This window comes from Sorangiineae bacterium MSr12523 (assembly GCA_037157775.1).
Taxonomy (GTDB): domain Bacteria; phylum Myxococcota_A; class Polyangia; order Polyangiales; family Polyangiaceae; genus Pendulispora; species Pendulispora brunnea.
Genome location: CP089982.1, coordinates 11039896 through 11055081, shown reverse-complemented (window position 1 = coordinate 11055081; position 15186 = coordinate 11039896). Strand labels below are relative to the sequence as shown.

The 15186-nt window shown below is 63.9% G+C and carries 18 protein-coding genes; 11 read left to right on the top strand and 7 right to left on the bottom strand.

All coding sequences use genetic code 11. The features are described from left to right. Nucleotides 1–82: 82 nt before the first annotated feature. Nucleotides 83–934 (bottom strand): thrombospondin type 3 repeat-containing protein, encoded by an 852-nt coding sequence (locus LZC95_43690; GenBank protein WXA93345.1) that lies wholly within the window; start codon nucleotides 932–934, stop codon nucleotides 83–85. 284 nt (nucleotides 935–1218) lie between these two features. Between LZC95_43690 and LZC95_43685 the strand changes: the two genes are divergently transcribed. The 5 genes from LZC95_43685 to LZC95_43665 are packed head-to-tail and all read left to right on the top strand — an operon-like array spanning nucleotide 1219 to nucleotide 4289. Continuing rightward, nucleotides 1219–1791, top strand: a complete 573-nt coding sequence (locus LZC95_43685; protein ID WXA93344.1) for an ATP-binding protein — start codon at nucleotides 1219–1221, stop codon at nucleotides 1789–1791. Beyond that, entirely contained in the window at nucleotides 1788–2363 is a 576-nt protein-coding gene (locus tag LZC95_43680) for a serine/threonine-protein phosphatase (GenBank protein ID WXA93343.1), read from the top strand. Before LZC95_43685 ends, LZC95_43680 begins: the two co-directional genes overlap by 4 nt. A gap of 24 nt (nucleotides 2364–2387) precedes the next feature. Then, a complete protein-coding gene (locus tag LZC95_43675) occupies nucleotides 2388–2879 on the top strand; it encodes an STAS domain-containing protein (GenBank protein WXA93342.1) in 492 nt (163 codons plus the stop codon). After that, a complete protein-coding gene (locus tag LZC95_43670; GenBank protein ID WXA93341.1) occupies nucleotides 2876–3973 on the top strand; it encodes an STAS domain-containing protein in 1098 nt (365 codons plus the stop codon). The genes LZC95_43675 and LZC95_43670 overlap by 4 nt, the downstream gene beginning before the upstream one ends. A gap of 16 nt (nucleotides 3974–3989) precedes the next feature. Next, the gene (locus LZC95_43665; GenBank protein ID WXA93340.1) at nucleotides 3990–4289 is read left to right on the top strand and encodes an antibiotic biosynthesis monooxygenase; all 300 of its coding nucleotides are present in this window, start codon (nucleotides 3990–3992) and stop codon (nucleotides 4287–4289) included. A 162-nt stretch (nucleotides 4290–4451) separates the two neighbouring features. Here the strand turns inward: LZC95_43665 and LZC95_43660 are convergent, their stop codons facing one another. Together LZC95_43660 and LZC95_43655 are read right to left on the bottom strand one after the other, a co-directional pair. Then, nucleotides 4452–5264, bottom strand: a complete 813-nt coding sequence (locus LZC95_43660) for a hypothetical protein (GenBank protein ID WXA93339.1) — start codon at nucleotides 5262–5264, stop codon at nucleotides 4452–4454. Further along, a complete protein-coding gene (locus tag LZC95_43655; GenBank protein WXA93338.1) occupies nucleotides 5261–6100 on the bottom strand; it encodes a phosphate/phosphite/phosphonate ABC transporter substrate-binding protein in 840 nt (279 codons plus the stop codon). The genes LZC95_43660 and LZC95_43655 overlap by 4 nt, the downstream gene beginning before the upstream one ends. A 243-nt stretch (nucleotides 6101–6343) precedes the next feature. On the opposite strand from LZC95_43655, the gene LZC95_43650 reads away from it, so the two are divergent. Both LZC95_43650 and LZC95_43645 read left to right on the top strand, forming a co-directional pair. After that, nucleotides 6344–7162 (top strand): hypothetical protein, encoded by an 819-nt coding sequence (locus LZC95_43650; GenBank protein ID WXA93337.1) that lies wholly within the window; start codon nucleotides 6344–6346, stop codon nucleotides 7160–7162. Nucleotides 7163–7429: 267 nt separating this feature from the next. Continuing rightward, the gene (locus LZC95_43645; GenBank protein ID WXA93336.1) at nucleotides 7430–7882 is read left to right on the top strand and encodes a hypothetical protein; all 453 of its coding nucleotides are present in this window, start codon (nucleotides 7430–7432) and stop codon (nucleotides 7880–7882) included. 16 nt (nucleotides 7883–7898) lie between these two features. Here the strand turns inward: LZC95_43645 and LZC95_43640 are convergent, their stop codons facing one another. Further along, complete coding sequence (locus tag LZC95_43640; protein WXA93335.1) at nucleotides 7899–8876, bottom strand: alpha/beta fold hydrolase; 978 nt, start codon at nucleotides 8874–8876, stop codon at nucleotides 7899–7901. A 25-nt stretch (nucleotides 8877–8901) separates the two neighbouring features. Between LZC95_43640 and LZC95_43635 the strand changes: the two genes are divergently transcribed. Together LZC95_43635 and LZC95_43630 are read left to right on the top strand one after the other, a co-directional pair. Next, complete coding sequence (locus LZC95_43635; protein ID WXA93334.1) at nucleotides 8902–9693, top strand: GNAT family N-acetyltransferase; 792 nt, start codon at nucleotides 8902–8904, stop codon at nucleotides 9691–9693. Further along, nucleotides 9694–10578, top strand: coding sequence for a PaaI family thioesterase (locus tag LZC95_43630; GenBank protein ID WXA93333.1), 885 nt, complete (start codon nucleotides 9694–9696; stop codon nucleotides 10576–10578). On the opposite strand, the gene LZC95_43625 is transcribed toward LZC95_43630, so the two are convergent. Both LZC95_43625 and LZC95_43620 read right to left on the bottom strand, forming a co-directional pair. After that, a complete protein-coding gene (locus LZC95_43625; GenBank protein WXA93332.1) occupies nucleotides 10566–11006 on the bottom strand; it encodes an antibiotic biosynthesis monooxygenase in 441 nt (146 codons plus the stop codon). The two genes, LZC95_43630 and LZC95_43625, sit on opposite strands and share 13 nt — an antisense overlap. A gap of 10 nt (nucleotides 11007–11016) precedes the next feature. After that, nucleotides 11017–12261 carry a saccharopine dehydrogenase NADP-binding domain-containing protein gene (locus tag LZC95_43620; protein WXA93331.1) on the bottom strand — a complete coding sequence of 415 codons (1245 nt, stop codon included), beginning with the start codon at nucleotides 12259–12261 and terminating at the stop codon, nucleotides 11017–11019. Nucleotides 12262–12480: 219 nt separating this feature from the next. On the opposite strand from LZC95_43620, the gene LZC95_43615 reads away from it, so the two are divergent. Next, a complete protein-coding gene (locus LZC95_43615; protein ID WXA93330.1) occupies nucleotides 12481–12840 on the top strand; it encodes a four helix bundle protein in 360 nt (119 codons plus the stop codon). Between the two features lie 145 nt (nucleotides 12841–12985). On the opposite strand, the gene LZC95_43610 is transcribed toward LZC95_43615, so the two are convergent. Then, nucleotides 12986–13882: a LysR family transcriptional regulator gene (locus LZC95_43610; protein ID WXA93329.1), complete on the bottom strand. Its 897-nt coding sequence runs from the start codon at nucleotides 13880–13882 to the stop codon at nucleotides 12986–12988. Nucleotides 13883–13985: 103 nt separating this feature from the next. Between LZC95_43610 and LZC95_43605 the strand changes: the two genes are divergently transcribed. Then, complete coding sequence (locus LZC95_43605; protein WXA93328.1) at nucleotides 13986–15125, top strand: NADH:flavin oxidoreductase; 1140 nt, start codon at nucleotides 13986–13988, stop codon at nucleotides 15123–15125. The last annotated feature ends 61 nt before the right edge of the window (nucleotides 15126–15186 follow it).

Below are 15186 nucleotides of genomic sequence, written 5' to 3'. Positions count from 1 at the left end.
CGTACTGCGGCGGGGAGACATCAGTTGAGATGCCTGGGGGCCGCAGTGACGTTTCGCAACCGAGTTTTCATCTACGACCGGATCACTGGTCGTAGCGGCAGACGCGCAGTTCGGTGAACCGCGCCTTCGTCTCGCGGGTGAGAAGGCCGACCGAGCCCTGCACGGCGCTCAATCCGGTCGCGGAAACGCTGACCGTTCCGCCGTCGCCGAACGTGAGGCTGCAAGCGATCGCGCCGGCGCGCACGTTCATTTCCAATTGAAATACTTCTTTGACGTTCACCGGTGCACGGGACACACGGGCCAGTGGCGTGATGGTGATGGCGTCTGCCGACCCACCGAATCGAAGGACGGAAAGTTGCGTCTGCGGATTCTGCGCGCTGTCCACCTCGATGCCGCATCCTTCCGCCTCGAACGCGTGGCCGGGCGAGGCGTCGACGGAGGCGCCGAAGAGAAGAAAAATTTGGCGCAAATTCTTCCCGCCAAAATTGTCAATCTCCGTCGAGGCGGAGGTCACGCGCGCCCAAACCTCACTCATCGGCCCGCCCTTCAAGAACGCCACGTCGCTTGCGCCGGCCGCGAGTCGTGATTGCAGCAGCGCGCCATCGGACAGCGTCCAGTGTTCGCGCACGAATCCCGCGGGTGGCGAAAAATTCTCGGGCCCCGCTGCCATGCGGTAGCTGGCCAGCTGCGCATCGCCGGGATCGCAGTCGCAGGCGTCACCAATCCGATCGAGATCGCGATCCGCCTGGTCGGCATTGCGAACGCCGGGACAGTTGTCGCGCGCGTTGACGACGCCGTCGCCATCGAGGTCCTCCGATGTTCCGGGTCCGTCTTGGTTGGCGCCATCGGGACCTTTCGAGCACGCCACCGCGCCAACGATCAAAAAGAGTCCAAGCGAGGCCGGGAAGATGGGTGAAAACCGAGATTCGAGCATGTGAGCTTACAGAAGCGACATGCAAGCAGAAATGCGCACACTACACCAGGAAAGGCGTTCCGAAATGCGAAGGAGAACGTGACGAAAAAGGAAGAGTTGATTCGGTGAAGTGGTGATACATAGACTGAAGGCTTGGACGGGTTGCCCTTATCGGTCGGCGGGAGGGACGGGTGCTCATGATTTGAGCACCGTTTCCATTCCGGGACATGGTTGTGCGCGAGCCCCCTTCACCGACTATTCACGATCGAGTTGTGGCGATTCTCACTCGCTACATCTCCCCCATCATGGCGCAAGGCGTTTTGTCGCGCGCGCTGCGGGAGTGCAAACTCACGCCCGAGACGCTCAACGGCTCGAGCCTCATGGGGCTGTATCCGAAGCTCGAGGTGGGCATCAAGTTGTTCGTCGAGCCATCGCTCCAGGAGAAGGTATGGGCGGAGCTCGATGCACTGGCTGCAGAGCACCATCCCAACACGCCAACCTTGGTGGCCATCGCACAGGAACGTGACATCGCCGAGGCGCGTGGTCATGCACGGTTGCTCTGCGAGCGGATGCGCGCCCGTCCGGTGGCGACGGAACGTGTCGTCACCATCGTGAGCGAGCTGGCGCGCAACATCGTGAACTACACCCCGGGCGGGCAGATCGAGATGGTCAGCGAGCGGGTGCCGCGGCCGAAGATTAAGATTTTCGCAACGGACCGTGGCTCTGGAATTCCCAATTTGGAAGAAATCCTCTCGGGCCGGTACCGAAGCCGGACGGGATTGGGCAAGGGCATCACCGGCGTGAAGCGTCTGTCGGATGGCTTCGACGTTCAGACCTCGGCGGCCGGCACCAAGATCTCGGTCGAGGTGACCTTGTGAAGTGGAGCATCGGCACGCTCACCCGTCCCCGTATCGGGGAAACGCAAAACGGTGACTGCCCCGTCGTGCGCCATACGGATCGGGTCACCCTGGTGGGCATCGTCGATGCGCTTGGACACGGTAGCGCTGCTGCGCGAGTGGCCGACATCGCCACGCGCCACCTCGAGCAGGCGCCGCTCGACGGCGGCATCGAGTCCGTGATGCTCGACCTACACCAGGGCCTCGCCGGCACCCGGGGGGCCGCGGCCATTTTGTGCCTTCTGAAAGACGATGACCTCGAGGGTTGCGGCGTGGGGCACGTCTTCTTCCGCTGCGGTCCCACGCGCGTGCCTGCAGTGCTCGGGGAGGGGGTGCTCGGTGCACGGCTGCGCCGGGTGCGCTCGTTCACCTCGAAGCTCCAGCGTGCGGATCGCATCGTCCTCACGTCGGACGGTGTGGCCCCGCACTACGCGCTGACGGACTTCCAAGGCTTATCGCCCGAGCGAACCTGCAGTGAAATCATGATGCGCCATGGCCTCGGGCACGACGATGCCACCGTGGTCGTCGTCGACGCGGAGCCAAAATCGGCCTAAAAACGGGAACAACGAGAGAGAGCCATGCCTGCCACGCCGAGCGGAATTCCGATTTTGAAAGTTTGGAATCGACTCCTCGTCACCCTTCAAGGGGATATCGGAGACGAGACCGCCGAGCGGGCCACGTCGGAGATTCTCGACATCATCCACCGCCAGCGCTCCGAAGGCCTCGTGCTGGACATCACCGGTGTCTTCACCTTGGATAGCCACCTTTGCTTCGTTTTGTCGAAGCTGGCGTCGGCGGCCAAGTTGATGGGCACGCCCACGGTCATCTCGGGCATGAGCGCGCAGACGGCGCAGACGTTGGAAACCATGGGCGTGCGTTTGCGCACCATGCGCACGGCACCCAGCGCGGAGGTCGCGTTGGAAATGCTCGGCGTGAAGGTCACCCTGCAGCGCCCCGACGACGATCTCGACGTGCGAGCCCTGGCCCGCCGCCGCGACATCGAGGAGCCTGTGTCGCTGGCCGATCTCGCGGCCGGCGGGCGAGGGCCAGGAAGGCCATCGCGTCCATGAACGACAACGGCCATCCCGCGATCTCCGTCGGCGGTCTGCGCTTCGAATGGGACATGGATGGGGGACGCGTGCTTGCATCGGGCCATCCCGTCATGTCCCTCTGGACCGAGACGACGATGGCTCGGTTCATGTCGGCCATCCACAGGATGGTCGGCACGGATCGCTTGAACCTCGCGCTGTATGGATCGGGAGAGGCCACGGCGGAGGCCGAGTGGTCCCAATTCATGGATCGCGCATCGAGCTTCGAAGAGGGATTGCGCGCCATCTGCAGCGTCGCGCCTCTTTTGGGGCTCGGGCATTGGGAGCTCGTCGCACTCGACCGCGAAAAGAAGGAGCTGCGCTTTCGCGCGAGGAACAGTTGGGAGAGCGTCTACCAGCGCGCGCTTGGAGTCTCCTGGGGCTCGAGCTCCCTGGCCGGCCGCTTCGCCGCGTACGCAAAGCGCCTTTTCGGCGAGAATTGTTGGGCCGACCAGACGGCGTTCACCACGCAGGGCGATGCGTGGGACGAATTCGTGGCGCGCCCTTCGGATCGCACGGTGGAAGGGCAGCTGGAGGCGCTGATCTCGGCCGACAAGGCCACGCGTGCCGATCTGGACGCGGCGCTCGACCGGCTGAAGCAAGAGGTCCACGAGCGCAAACAGGCCGAGGAACGGCTCAAACGAGAGATCCACGATCGGAAGCAAGCCGAGCAAACGCTGTTGGACAAACTCGAGATCATCCGCCGTCAGGAGGATTCGATCCGGGCCATGTCCACACCGATTTTGCAGCTCTGGGAGGGGGTGTTGGCCCTTCCGGTGATTGGATTGGTCGACAATGTCCGCGCCAATCAAATGATGGAGAGCTTGCTCGACGCCATCGTGAAGACGCAGGCGCGCTTTACGATTTTGGATCTCACCGGTGTCGATGCGATGGATACGAGCGCAGCCGATCACTTGCTCAAGGTGGTGCGGGCAGCGCGTCTTTTGGGCACCCGCTGCGTAATTTCGGGCATTTCACCGGACATGGCCCAAACCATCGTGGGGCTCGAGCTCGATCTGGCGGAGCTCTCGTCATTCAGTACCTTGGAGTCGGCGCTTCGGTATACGCTGCGCTGATTCACGGAGGAATGCCATGTCCAATACGCTGACCGTCATTGCTTATTTGCATGCCAAGCCGGGGCAGGAGAAAAAGCTGCTGGACGAGCTGGTCGCGCTGCAGGAAGCCTCGATTGCCGAGCCGGGCTGCATTTCCTATCAGCCGTACGTGGAAGGCAAAAATCCGCACCGCGTTGCCGTCGTCGAGGAGTGGAAGGACCGCGCCGCGCTGAATGCGCACTTCGAGACGCCGCACTTCCAGCGCTTCGCCTCGACACTCGAACAGCGGCTCGCCGAGCCCTTCGTCATCAAATATTTCGCGTCCATCGAAGGCTGAAGAAGAGATTCACAGGGAGACGGGGAGGCGGGGAGATTTGGTTGTTCATGGAGATCCACGTCGTCCAACGTGAGACATCGGGTCCCAACAAAAAAAACTCCCCGCCTCCCCGCCTCCCTGTGAACTCTCTCTGTCGAAACGCTGCGACTGCCGTTTCGGCGGTTAGAGCTTTTTTCCGACTTTGATTGGAATGGTTACACTGCCCGAACCGTGTTTCGGTTTGGGGAAATGCCATTTGGAAACTTTGTCGGTGGCGCAGGTCAGAATGTCCTCGGGAATGTCATTGCCGCGATTGGCGATGGCGCAGGCCACGTTTCCGCGCGGGTCGATTTTCGCGTGGACGTAGAAGAAGCCCACCAGGCCCGGCTTTTTGGCCATGCCGTCGAGGACGCACTCGTTGATTTGCTCCATGAGCTTCATCACCACGATGCCCGCGCGGTCCACGCCGTGGGTCTCGAGGCTCTCGATGCCCGCGGCGCCGGAGCGCGGTTGCTCTTTGGATAGCTCGATGGCGCCGTCTTTGAGCTCCAGGGGAATGGCCAAACGCGTTTCTCCTGCGGGCATCGGTTCGCGGGAGAGGCGGGTCGCGAGGCAGGCTTCGACCTCGCTCGAGAGGCCGGCGCCTTCACTGGGAATCACGCACGATGCGCGGCCGTCGCGCGCGGCCACGTTGAGAACGACGTGGCCTTCGTTCATCGTGGGGTTGGACTTCTTGCCGGCCGAGTAACACGCGATGGCATCCTTGCGGATGGCGTCGACGATCTTCGCATGCGGATCGGGTTTCTCCTCGGGCGCGACGGCTGCTCCGGTTGCTGCGGGCGCAGGTGCGGGCTCCGCAGGCGCTGGAGCGGGCGGCGTTGGCGTGTTCGCGGCGGAGGTTTGCGAAGGTGACGACGAGGGAGGCGGCGAAGAAGCACCTCCGCAGGCACCCACCAGAGCGAGAGTCAAAGCCAACCCGCACGCGATCGTTTTCATTTCGATTCGTCCTCGATGGCCCCCCGTAAGACTTCGTAACCCGTGAGTGGACCGTCCTGGAACCCTTCGGCGCCGAAGATGCGGCGCATGATCTTACCCATGTGCGCGTCCTTGGGCATGGCAAGGAGCGCCTGCGTGAGCTTGTCGCGCTCCGTGTCGTCCAAGGAGGCGTGGGCTGCGACGACGTCGCCGGGGATCGCCCCGACGGTCATGAGCACGCGAATACCGGCTTCCCCACCGCGAATCGGAGTCCAGGCGCCGCGTAGCAGCCGGCCTTGCTCGGTGAGCTGCGCATAGGTACCGCCGATGTTGGCGCGCCCCGAAAGCACCGCCCCGACCACGGCCTCGTGCGAGCCGTAGAAGCGCTCCTCGCGGAAGAGATCGCGCGGGGAGAAGCCTTTGGCGGCCAAGGTCGCGCGCGGAATGACATAGCCGGAGGCACTCCAGCGGTCGACCCAGGCCGCGCGCGAACCGCGCAGCATCTCGAGCGAGCGAATCGGCGAGTCGGCGCGCACGATCATGGCCGCGTGAAAGCTGGCGTGGCCGGCGCGTTCGCTCTTGACCAGATGCGCGACCTGCTTCTCGCGCTCGAGCCGCAGGTAGACGAGCGGCGGCAGCCAAGCAAGGTGCGCTTGCCCAGTGCGAACCATTCGTTCCAACTCGACGTACGAGAGCGACATGCGCGGGGTGATGGCAAAACCGGTCTGCTCACTCAGCCACGTCGTGAGCTCGCCGAATCGTTCACCCACCGGCTCCGAGCTTCCCTGCCAAGCAAGGGCAAATACCAGTCGCTTCATCTGCCCTTTTTGCCCGGTGCCGGACACCATATTGCTCATCGTGCGCGACTTTTCCGCGCGAATCTAGACGGCCGAGGGCCCATGTAACAACGGTATGAGATGATGGGTAAGGGCCGTGCGTGTCTCATGGATCGATATCCCCTCGGGGGGGCTGCCAGTCCCCGGGGGTCATGTGCCGCTGTGTGCTACCTCTAATGCCGGTGCCACGGTTGTTACAAGGCGTTTGGGCGCCTGCGAGACGATTCGTCGGTCGTGGCATGGGCCATGAACTAGTTGCCCGCCATGGCACGTCCTACCGAACCTACACTCACGCGCCGCGCCTTTTTCGGGGGCAGCGTTGGCCTTGGACTTGGAGCACTGGGAATTGCCCGGTTTCTTGCGGCATGCTCGACCAAATCGTCATCCCTAGGTGGCGACTACACCGACGGTGACGAGTACATTCCCGGCGGCAATGCGGGGCCCGCCGTCGATGGCGAGGAATTCTCTGCCGAGCGCAGGGCAAAATGGGAAGCGCTCGTGCGTGAGCTCGAGTCGCTCGGGCCGGTCTATACGGCCGCCGCGCCCGGCAAATGGGCGGGCAAGGAACGCAGCCACGTCCCGCAGGTCGAGGTCCAGGACAATGTCGTGACCGTTTTGGTCGAGCACATGATGTCCATTCCGCCTTTGGATGCGGGCACGGGCGGTGGCTACGATGCGGGCGGTCGCTTCGATGCAGGCGGCGGCTTCGATGCGGATATCGACGAGGACGCAGGCGTCGATCTGGATGCGGACATCGAGGAGGACGCCGGCCGAGGGGGCGGTGGACGTCGCGATGGGGGCCGTCGTGATGCGGGCATCGACAAGGATGCCGGCGACCGCGATTCCGGCGTGATCGACGCCGGTTTGGACATCGACGGCGGCGAGCAGGGCCTGCACTACGTGACGACGATTTACCTCAAGAACGAGAACGGCGAGGTGGTCGGCTTGCGCGAGTTCCGGCCGCTGGATCCCGCGCCGCCGAAGGTCAATTTCCGTCTGCCCCAGGGCGTGAAGTCGGTGACCGCGCACGAGCACTGTACGCTGCACGGTGTGTGGGCCGCCGATCCGGTGAATGTCGGCTAGCGGTCACTCGATTTGGAAATTTCGCGCCTGACCACCGAATGAACGGAGAACGGGGCATCGTTCGGTAGATTGAAGTGCGATGTCATCCCGAACGACGCCGTGATGTTCGATGTTGGGAATACGCGGCGGAATGGCGGCTCGGCATGATGCCATTGGAAATTGCCGTATGCGCGGCGACATTTCGAACTGCGCAATGCGCGGGCGACTTGCCGCCGCCAGCCATCGTCATGCATCTTGTTGGGAGGTACTCGACCTGGAGAAAGTCGAATGATTGCAACCTCCAACAATCTAAAAAAAGCCTACTCCGTCGCGGATTCGGACGGAGATGAGCTGCCCAACCTCGAACCTGCCCGGCTTTATGTCTTCTTCCGATGCGGTGCCCGCACGGTGGATGCCATTGCCTGCAGCCCGCAAGACTTCGAGGATCAGCAACGCGACTACGGGATGAACTGCTTCGATTGCATCGAATGCACGACGGCCGACAACCTCGATCAGGCGGAAGGCTGGAAGCCCGATTGGGAGCGCGCCGCGCAGCGCGCGTACGCCTTGCGGGGCGCGGCTACCCGGAGTGAGAGTTCACCTCGGCCCGTGGGCGGCATTGCCCTCATCGAGGCCTTCGCGAACGCCATCGAGCATTGCGCGCATCCATCCCGCGCTCGGTACTGCTACGTGCTGCTCGCGTCGAGCCCCGATGCGTTCACCGGGGATTTCACCGTCTAAGTAAGCTGAATCGCGATCACGGGCCTTGGCGTAAGAGCCACGCAAGCACCTGGTGCTCGAGCCCCAACGGCCCGCGCTCCCCGAGATCGAGCGAACGCGGAAAGCCGACGTGGCCTCCGCGGCTGGCCCACCGAACATCGAGCAGCGCCGGCGCATGTTCGAGCGCCGGCCGCACGGTGTTGGACTCCACCATGGGATCGGCGGGCGCGGCCACGAGCAGTGCGGGGCGTTGCAAGTGCGCGAGGCGCGATGCCACGCTCGCCTTGGCGTAGTAGTCCTCCGCGCTGTCGAATCCATGGTGCGGCGCCACGATGCGCCGGTCCCATGTGCGCAGGGTGGAGATGCTGAGCATCTCCGTGATCGAAATGGGAATCTTCTTGCGGCGCACCACCGGAGCGACCATGCGCTTGAGCCCGCGCAACACGTGCTGGCGGTAGATCCAGCGCGCCGGCCGGTCGATGGCCGATGCCGAGCGATCCAGATCGAGCGGTGAGCAGACCGCCGCCACGGCGCGCACGCGAGGGTCGAGTTTCTCGGTGGCGTAGCGAAGGCCGACGTGGCCGCCCATCGAATAGCCGAACATGTAGATGTCCGTGTATTCTGCAAGTGTGCCGTTGGCCAGGGCGGCGTCCACGTCTTGCCAGAGTCCGGCGTGGTAGAAGTCCTCGGCGGCGCCTCCGCCCACCCCGCGCAGATTCAGGCATAGGCACGCGATGTCCAGATCCTGCGCGGCGCGCGTGGCGGGGCGGATGTAGTGGCTCTCGCTGCTGCCGCCCAAGCCATGAATCACCACCAGGAGCGCCCGAGGACGCGGCGAGCGATGGGAAGCGCGGCGAAGCTCGCCAAGCAGACGGATGTCGCCGAACGCATCGTTCGCGACGACGGCGCTCCATGGTTCGACGGCGGTCAACGCACCCGCCGCTACGGGACGGGGGCGTCGGGCAACGTGCGAAACGAACGGGGCGATGGTCCAGTAGTGGCCGGAAAGAGACATTTTCCCTGCATGATACGCTGCTCGCATGGCTGGCGGATCGGAGGATGTGCTGCTGCGCGAGATTGTCGAAGGTCCACGCCGGGCGCTCGTGCAACTGCCGGACATGCGCCGGATCGAGCGACCCGGCTGGTTTCAGCTCATTACGCCGTCGTTTCGTCAGGGAGGCTTCAACGAGGTGGTGTGCTCGGAGCTTCCCGAGAACGAGGTCGACTCCATCATCGAAGCGACCGTGGGCGAGTACCGGCGTCTCGGCGTCAAGTTTCGTTGGCTGGTGGGCGCGCGGTCGCGGCCGGCCGATCTGGGCGCGCGTTTGGAACGCGCCGGTCTGATCCGCTCCGCATCGTGCGCGATGTTCCTCGAGACCCCGCGCCCCGAGGTGCCCTTTCCGGCGGAGGATGTGCCGATGCCGCGGGATGTAACCATCGAGGAGGTGGATGACTCGACCCTCGAGCTATACACGCGGGTGATGGCCACCGGATGGAACGTGGAGGAGGGGCCGCTCGAGAAAGCTCACCGGCGGATCATGCAGGAGAACGACAGGTCGCAACGCTTCTACTTGGGGCGCTACCAGGGCCGGCCTGCCGCCGTCGCGGGTTATCTGGATTTGGGACACTCCGCGTATTTGCTTGGTGCGGTGGTGCTGCCCGATTTTCGGCGCCACGGTTTGTACCGCGCGCTGGTGGCGGCACGGCTTCGCGACGCACGCGCACGCGGCCTCCGTTTGGCCACGAGCCTCGCCCGGGCCGAGTCATCGGCACCGATTCTCGAACGCATGGGATTTCGCACCGTGGAGCGCTTATCGACTTATAGTGGCTAAATGATCGAGCGGATTGCCACGTGGATTGGTGAAAGCCCTTTTGGGCGTGAGCTAGCCGTGCAGGTGCAGGCGGCCGATTCCGAATCGGTGAGCCTTCTCTTTCCGCACGATGATCGCCACGGTGCGGGCGGTGCTCTGCGGTCCTCGGCTTCGGGTAAGGTGGGCATGCACGGTGGTGCGATTGCTTCGTTGGTGACCATGGGGTCGCAGGCGGTGGTGCGTTCCGTGGCGGGGGATTTCGACGCGCCGTCGAGCATCGTTTCGCTGGACGTCGCGTACGTGCGCTCGACGCGAAGCTCGCTCACCGCGACGACGCGTGCGGTGCGGCATGTGCGCGAGTTGGTCTTTCTGGAGACGGAAATCGCGGGCGAAGACGGCGCGATCACGGCGCGGGCTTCGTCGGTGGTGCGGCTGGGGCCCGCTGCGGGCGAGACGGGCGGGCGCGGCATCGTGGCGCCGATCGGGGAGGGGAATCCGCATTTGTTGGATGCGTTTCGTTCGGCGCTCCGCACGATTCCGTTCATCGCATCGCGGGAGCTGGGCATCGCCGCGGCCGGGCCGGGGCGGGTGGACATGACGTTGGGTGCGCCGGAGGCGAACCGGGATCGCACGGGGGCCATCCACGAGGGGGCTGCGCTGACGTTGCTCGATGTGGCGGGGGCTACGTCGCCGTGGACGGTGGCCACGCCATCGGCACGCGCGGCGGGGGCTACGGTTTCACTGAGTGCCCATTTCGTGGCGCCGTTGCCGAGCGATGGTTTGCTCGCGCGCGCCACGGTTCGTGCGGCGGATGCGCGCATGTGTTGGTCCGATGTCGCGCTGTTGGGGCGCACGGGCGAGACGCTGCACGCGTTCGGGACCGTGGCATACCGCTATGGCGATTGACCGACAATGACGTCGAAGTGCCGCACCTGCGGTTCGAGCTCGAGGAGGAACTCGGGATCGCGCGGCAGATTGTGCGTCTTTTCGATGTCCGCGCCCGCGAATTTCTTGATGGCATCGCGGCTTTCCCAATAGGAAATGACGAAAAACTCGGCGACTTCACCGTCGATGCGGCGAAACATTTGGCATCCACGATTGCCCTCGATGGCGAGGATCTTTTTCACGCCGTTCTCATCGAGGTAGCGTGCGTATTCGTCGGCCTTGTTCGCCGCCGTTCGGCCGTGCCACACGCGGGCGATGAGCCTCTTCGATGCGGTGCTCGGTGATGAGGTGACCGTTCCGGGTGAGGTCGCCGATGGAGTGGAGGCGCACGCCGTGGCGAGTACGGCGCACGAAAGCAAGAGGGACGTGAGCAGCGTCGTGCATCGCATGGTGGATCCCTTAGCGCGGGGCGACGCGAAATGTCATTCCGGCCGCACGCAGGCGTTCCAAAAGATGCGTTCCCATGGCCGCCGAGGTGGTGAGTACCCCGCCCTTGGATTCCAAGGGGTCCAGCGCCAGGCAAAGGGCGGATTCGGCGAGCATCAACGCGGTTTCGCCGTAACCAGGATCGCGATGTCCATGGATCTCCGCATCGGCCCGGACGGGCGTCTCGCCCGAGCGCGCTTCGCTTTCGCCGATGATGCGAATCTTGAAGAAGCCCGCCTCCCTGGCGTCCGCGGAGGGGCCTTCCCCGGGGGAGGGCTGAAACGGTTTGATCACGCGCCGCCCGACGCTGGTCGCCGCCAAGGTGGCAAAGGTGGCCATTCCCCCGGAGATGGCGGTGGCCCGCGCAAAGCCGGCGGGGCCACTGCCGGTGCTCATCTCCTCCGAATATCGAAAATCGCGTCCATAGGGATATCCGAGTAGCGCATTCGAGCGATGGACGTTGCGTGTATTGATGGCGCTCATGAGAAAAGGGCAAACCCATTTGCCAATGCGTGATTCGAAGCGAATCTTGTAGCGGTCCGAATCCGGTCCTCGTTCTCCATCGGATAGCGCATAGGGATTCATGAGAAGGCGTCTCATGTTGCGGTCACGCGAGGCTCCTTCGAAGATCGTGGTCATGGTCGCCACGGTGCCTCCGCTCATGGCACCCTTGAGCGCCTCGACGAAGAACCACGCGCGCGCAAGCTTTTGGTCCTGCGCCGCGAAATGCTGGTGCAGCATGAATACGCCCATGTCGGACGGAATGGAGTCGAACCCCGCACTATGGACGATGCGCGCCCCCGTTTCGCGTGCGCGCGCATGGTTCCGATCGATGCTCTCGCGAATGAAGGGAACTTCCCCCGTCAAATCCGCATAATGTGTCCCATTCTCGGCACACGCCGACGCGAGCTCCCGCCCATACGTCACATAGGGCCCCACAGTGGTGGCCACCACCTTGGTCTGCCGCGCCATCTCATCGAGCGATCCACGATCCGACGAATCGGCCACGAGTATCCCGAGCGCATCCCCCAGCGCCGGATCGACGCGCACCAATTCCGCCTTCAGGTTCTCCAGCTTTTTCTTATCCCTCCCCGCAATCGCCCACCGAAGCCGCTTCGCTCTTTCCCCCCTCGCCAAATATTCCGCCACGAGCTTCCCCGTAAATCCCGTAGCCCCGAACACGACGACATCGAAGCGTCTTCCCGAGTCAATGGCCATCCCTTTTGTATCGCATGAAGTCGTCGCGCTGTGAATCGGGCACGAACACGCAGCACGACCACGAACACGATCACGCGCACGAGGAACGATCACGACCACGACCACGACCACGTGATCGTGATCGTGATCGTGATCGTCTCACGTGCTCGTGCTCGTGCACGCGCACGCGCTCGTGCACGAAGAGGCAACCGGCCGAGTACCGCGGTCGATGGAGTAGCCATGAACGAAGACAGCCTCCCGCGACTCGACCATGAGAATTTAGACGTCTACCGCCTCGCCTTGGACTTCCTTCGTCTGGCGTTTCAATTGATGTCCGCCCTCCCGCGAGGCGAGAGTGAGCTGAAGGCACAGCTAAAAACGGCAGCGATGTCGATTCCGCTGAACGTAGCGGAGGGTGTAGGAAAGCCGACGGTCGCGGACCGTGCCCGATTCCATGCCATCGCACGAGGTTCAGCGATGGAATGCGCGGCCTTGATAGACGTCTGTCTGGTCGCAGGCTACATCAGCGAGGTGGACGCTCGGCAATGCAAGCACCTGCTCGTACGTATCGTGGCGATGCTGACGAAGATGTGCCGATGACCGGTCGAGTCTTCGTGCACGAGCGCGTGCGCGTGCACGATCACGATCACGATCACGATCACGATCACGATCACGATCACGAGGAACGATCACGATCACGAGGAACGATCACGATCACGATCACGCGACACGTGCACGATGAGCCTCATGCCCATTCTCCCATTCCCCCATAAGCACTCTTCAGATACTCCATGAAAGCCCGAATCTTCGCCGTCGCATGGCCCGGTGACGGGTACAACGCGAAGACGGTGCTCTCTTCGGTCTTCGCTTTGGGGAACAAAGAAATCAAGTTTCCGCTCTTCAAATCCGACGCGCACACGAAAGAGAGAAGAAACGCGATTCCGGTTCCTGCGCGGGCGAGGTCGCAGAGGAGGACGCTGTTGTCGACGCGAATCGCAGGATCGAGCAGGACGGCTTCGTCGTCGAAGTGCCAGGGGAGGCGACCGGTCACCCCCGGGGCGGAGTAGCTGATGCACGTGTGGCGCGGCAGATCGCGCGGGCTGCGCGGTTTGCCGGCGCGGGAGAGGTACTCGGGGGAGGCGCACGCGATCATGCGCGTGCGGGCGAGAGGAATGGCGACTACGTCTTCGTCGTCGAGGGAACGGGTTACGCGGATGGCGACGTCGAAGCCCTCTTCGGCGAGACGGATATAACGGTCGGTGAGAACCAACTCGATGCGAACGGAGGGGTACTTCGCGATGAAGGCCGCGATGTGCGCGCGCAAATGCAAATGCCCGAAGGCGACGGGCGCAGTGATGCGCAACGTGCCGCTCGGCTCCGCCTTTTCCGCGTTGGCCGCAGCCTCGAGCTCACGCATTTGCTCCAGCACCGTGCGCGCGTGCGTGTACACTACCCTCCCCGTCGCCGTGGCCCGAACCGTCCGCGTCGTGCGGTGAAGCAAAGTGACCCCGAGCTCCTCCTCCAGCGACGACAGCACCTTGCTGACCGCTGCCTTCGAGACCCGCAACGTGCGCGCCGCTTGGGAGATGCTCTCCTCTTCCACCACCTTGCAAAACCATGCGAGCGCCCGAACCCGATCCATACCTCACACTGTTTCCATTTTGCGAACACTACGTCAACAATAGGCGCGATTGTAAACCGCGTCTCCGAGCGTCACCTTCTCAGGCATCGGAGGAACGGAAACCATGTCGCTCTCGTCGAACACGCACGCAGCCCTTGCCCCTTTTACGTCCGCGCTCGCCGGCCTCTCGTTGCGCAACCGCGCCGCCGTCGCGCCGATGACCCGCGTCAGCACGGCCGGCGATGGCGTCCCCACCGACGCGATGAGGCGTTACTACGCGGACTTCGCCAAAGGCGGATTTGGCCTGATCATCACCGAAGGCAACTACCCCGATCTCGCCCACAGCCAAGCCTACGATCGCCAGCCTGGCCTCGCGACCGACGAGCAGGCCAATGCGTGGCGCCCCATCGTGGCCGACGTCCACGCGGCAGGGGCGAAGATCTTCGTCCAGTTGATGCACGCTGGCGCGCTCGTGCAGGGCAATCGTTACCGCACGCAGAGCGTGGCCCCCTCGGCCATCACGCCAAAGGGCGAGAAAATGCCCGAATACGGTGGCCAAGGGCCCTACGCCACGCCGCGCCCCATGGTGGAAGACGACTTCCGCGATATCACGGAGGCCTTCGTGCGCGCTGCGCTTCGAGCACGCGAGGCGGGGTTCGACGGCGTCGAGATCCACGCCGCCAATGGGTACCTCTTCGACCAATTTTTGACGACGTACACGAACACCCGCACCGACTCGTATGGCGGCCCCGTCGAGAATCGCGTTCGCTTCACCGCCGACGTCGTGCGCGCCATCGTCCGCGCCGTCGGTCCCGCCTTCGTCGTGGGCGTGCGCCTCTCCGAGGCCAAGGTGAACGACAAATCGTACACGTGGCCCGGAGGCGCCGAAGAAGCGCGCTTCATCTTCGCCGCCTTGCGCGACGCCGGCGCGTCGTACCTTCACATCGCCGCCGAAGGCCGCGACTTCGCCTTCTCCGCGAGCCTGCGCGAGGGACGCACGCTCACGCAGCTCGCGCGAGAAACCACGCACCTCCCCGTCATTGCCAACGGCAGCTTGCACGACGGCACCCGCGCCGCGCGCGCGCTCGAGGATGGACACGCCGACATCCTCGCGCTCGGACGGGCCGCCATCGCCAATCCGGATTGGCCCGCGCGTCTCGCCCAAGGCCGACCGTTCGACACGTTCGACCCCGCGATCCTTCACCCCGCCGCCTCGTTGGAGAACGCCGCGTCATGGCGGGCGGCACAACTGGAAGCCCGCTAATCATCCGATGATGTTGCGCGGTTGTGATAATGACGCGGCATGTTTTGACGTGTTGCGTGAT

Bases quoted from the DNA above. Each gene is read 5' to 3' on its own strand.
- LZC95_43610 (WXA93329.1), bottom strand. From the start codon at position 13,882: ATGGATCGGGTTCGGGCGCTCGCATGGTTTTGCAAGGTGGTGGAAGAG.
- LZC95_43630 (WXA93333.1), top strand. From the start codon at position 9,694: ATGATCGAGCGGATTGCCACGTGGATTGGTGAAAGCCCTTTTGGGCGT.
- LZC95_43660 (WXA93339.1), bottom strand. From the start codon at position 5,264: ATGAAAACGATCGCGTGCGGGTTGGCTTTGACTCTCGCTCTGGTGGGT.
- LZC95_43640 (WXA93335.1), bottom strand. From the start codon at position 8,876: ATGTCTCTTTCCGGCCACTACTGGACCATCGCCCCGTTCGTTTCGCAC.
- LZC95_43620 (WXA93331.1), bottom strand. From the start codon at position 12,261: ATGGCCATTGACTCGGGAAGACGCTTCGATGTCGTCGTGTTCGGGGCT.
- LZC95_43665 (WXA93340.1), top strand. From the start codon at position 3,990: ATGTCCAATACGCTGACCGTCATTGCTTATTTGCATGCCAAGCCGGGG.
- LZC95_43670 (WXA93341.1), top strand. From the start codon at position 2,876: ATGAACGACAACGGCCATCCCGCGATCTCCGTCGGCGGTCTGCGCTTC.
- LZC95_43675 (WXA93342.1), top strand. From the start codon at position 2,388: ATGCCTGCCACGCCGAGCGGAATTCCGATTTTGAAAGTTTGGAATCGA.
- LZC95_43655 (WXA93338.1), bottom strand. From the start codon at position 6,100: ATGAGCAATATGGTGTCCGGCACCGGGCAAAAAGGGCAGATGAAGCGA.
- LZC95_43615 (WXA93330.1), top strand. From the start codon at position 12,481: ATGAACGAAGACAGCCTCCCGCGACTCGACCATGAGAATTTAGACGTC.
- LZC95_43605 (WXA93328.1), top strand. From the start codon at position 13,986: ATGTCGCTCTCGTCGAACACGCACGCAGCCCTTGCCCCTTTTACGTCC.
- LZC95_43650 (WXA93337.1), top strand. From the start codon at position 6,344: ATGGCACGTCCTACCGAACCTACACTCACGCGCCGCGCCTTTTTCGGG.
- LZC95_43690 (WXA93345.1), bottom strand. From the start codon at position 934: ATGCTCGAATCTCGGTTTTCACCCATCTTCCCGGCCTCGCTTGGACTC.
- LZC95_43685 (WXA93344.1), top strand. From the start codon at position 1,219: ATGGCGCAAGGCGTTTTGTCGCGCGCGCTGCGGGAGTGCAAACTCACG.
- LZC95_43635 (WXA93334.1), top strand. From the start codon at position 8,902: ATGGCTGGCGGATCGGAGGATGTGCTGCTGCGCGAGATTGTCGAAGGT.
- LZC95_43625 (WXA93332.1), bottom strand. From the start codon at position 11,006: ATGCGATGCACGACGCTGCTCACGTCCCTCTTGCTTTCGTGCGCCGTA.
- LZC95_43645 (WXA93336.1), top strand. From the start codon at position 7,430: ATGATTGCAACCTCCAACAATCTAAAAAAAGCCTACTCCGTCGCGGAT.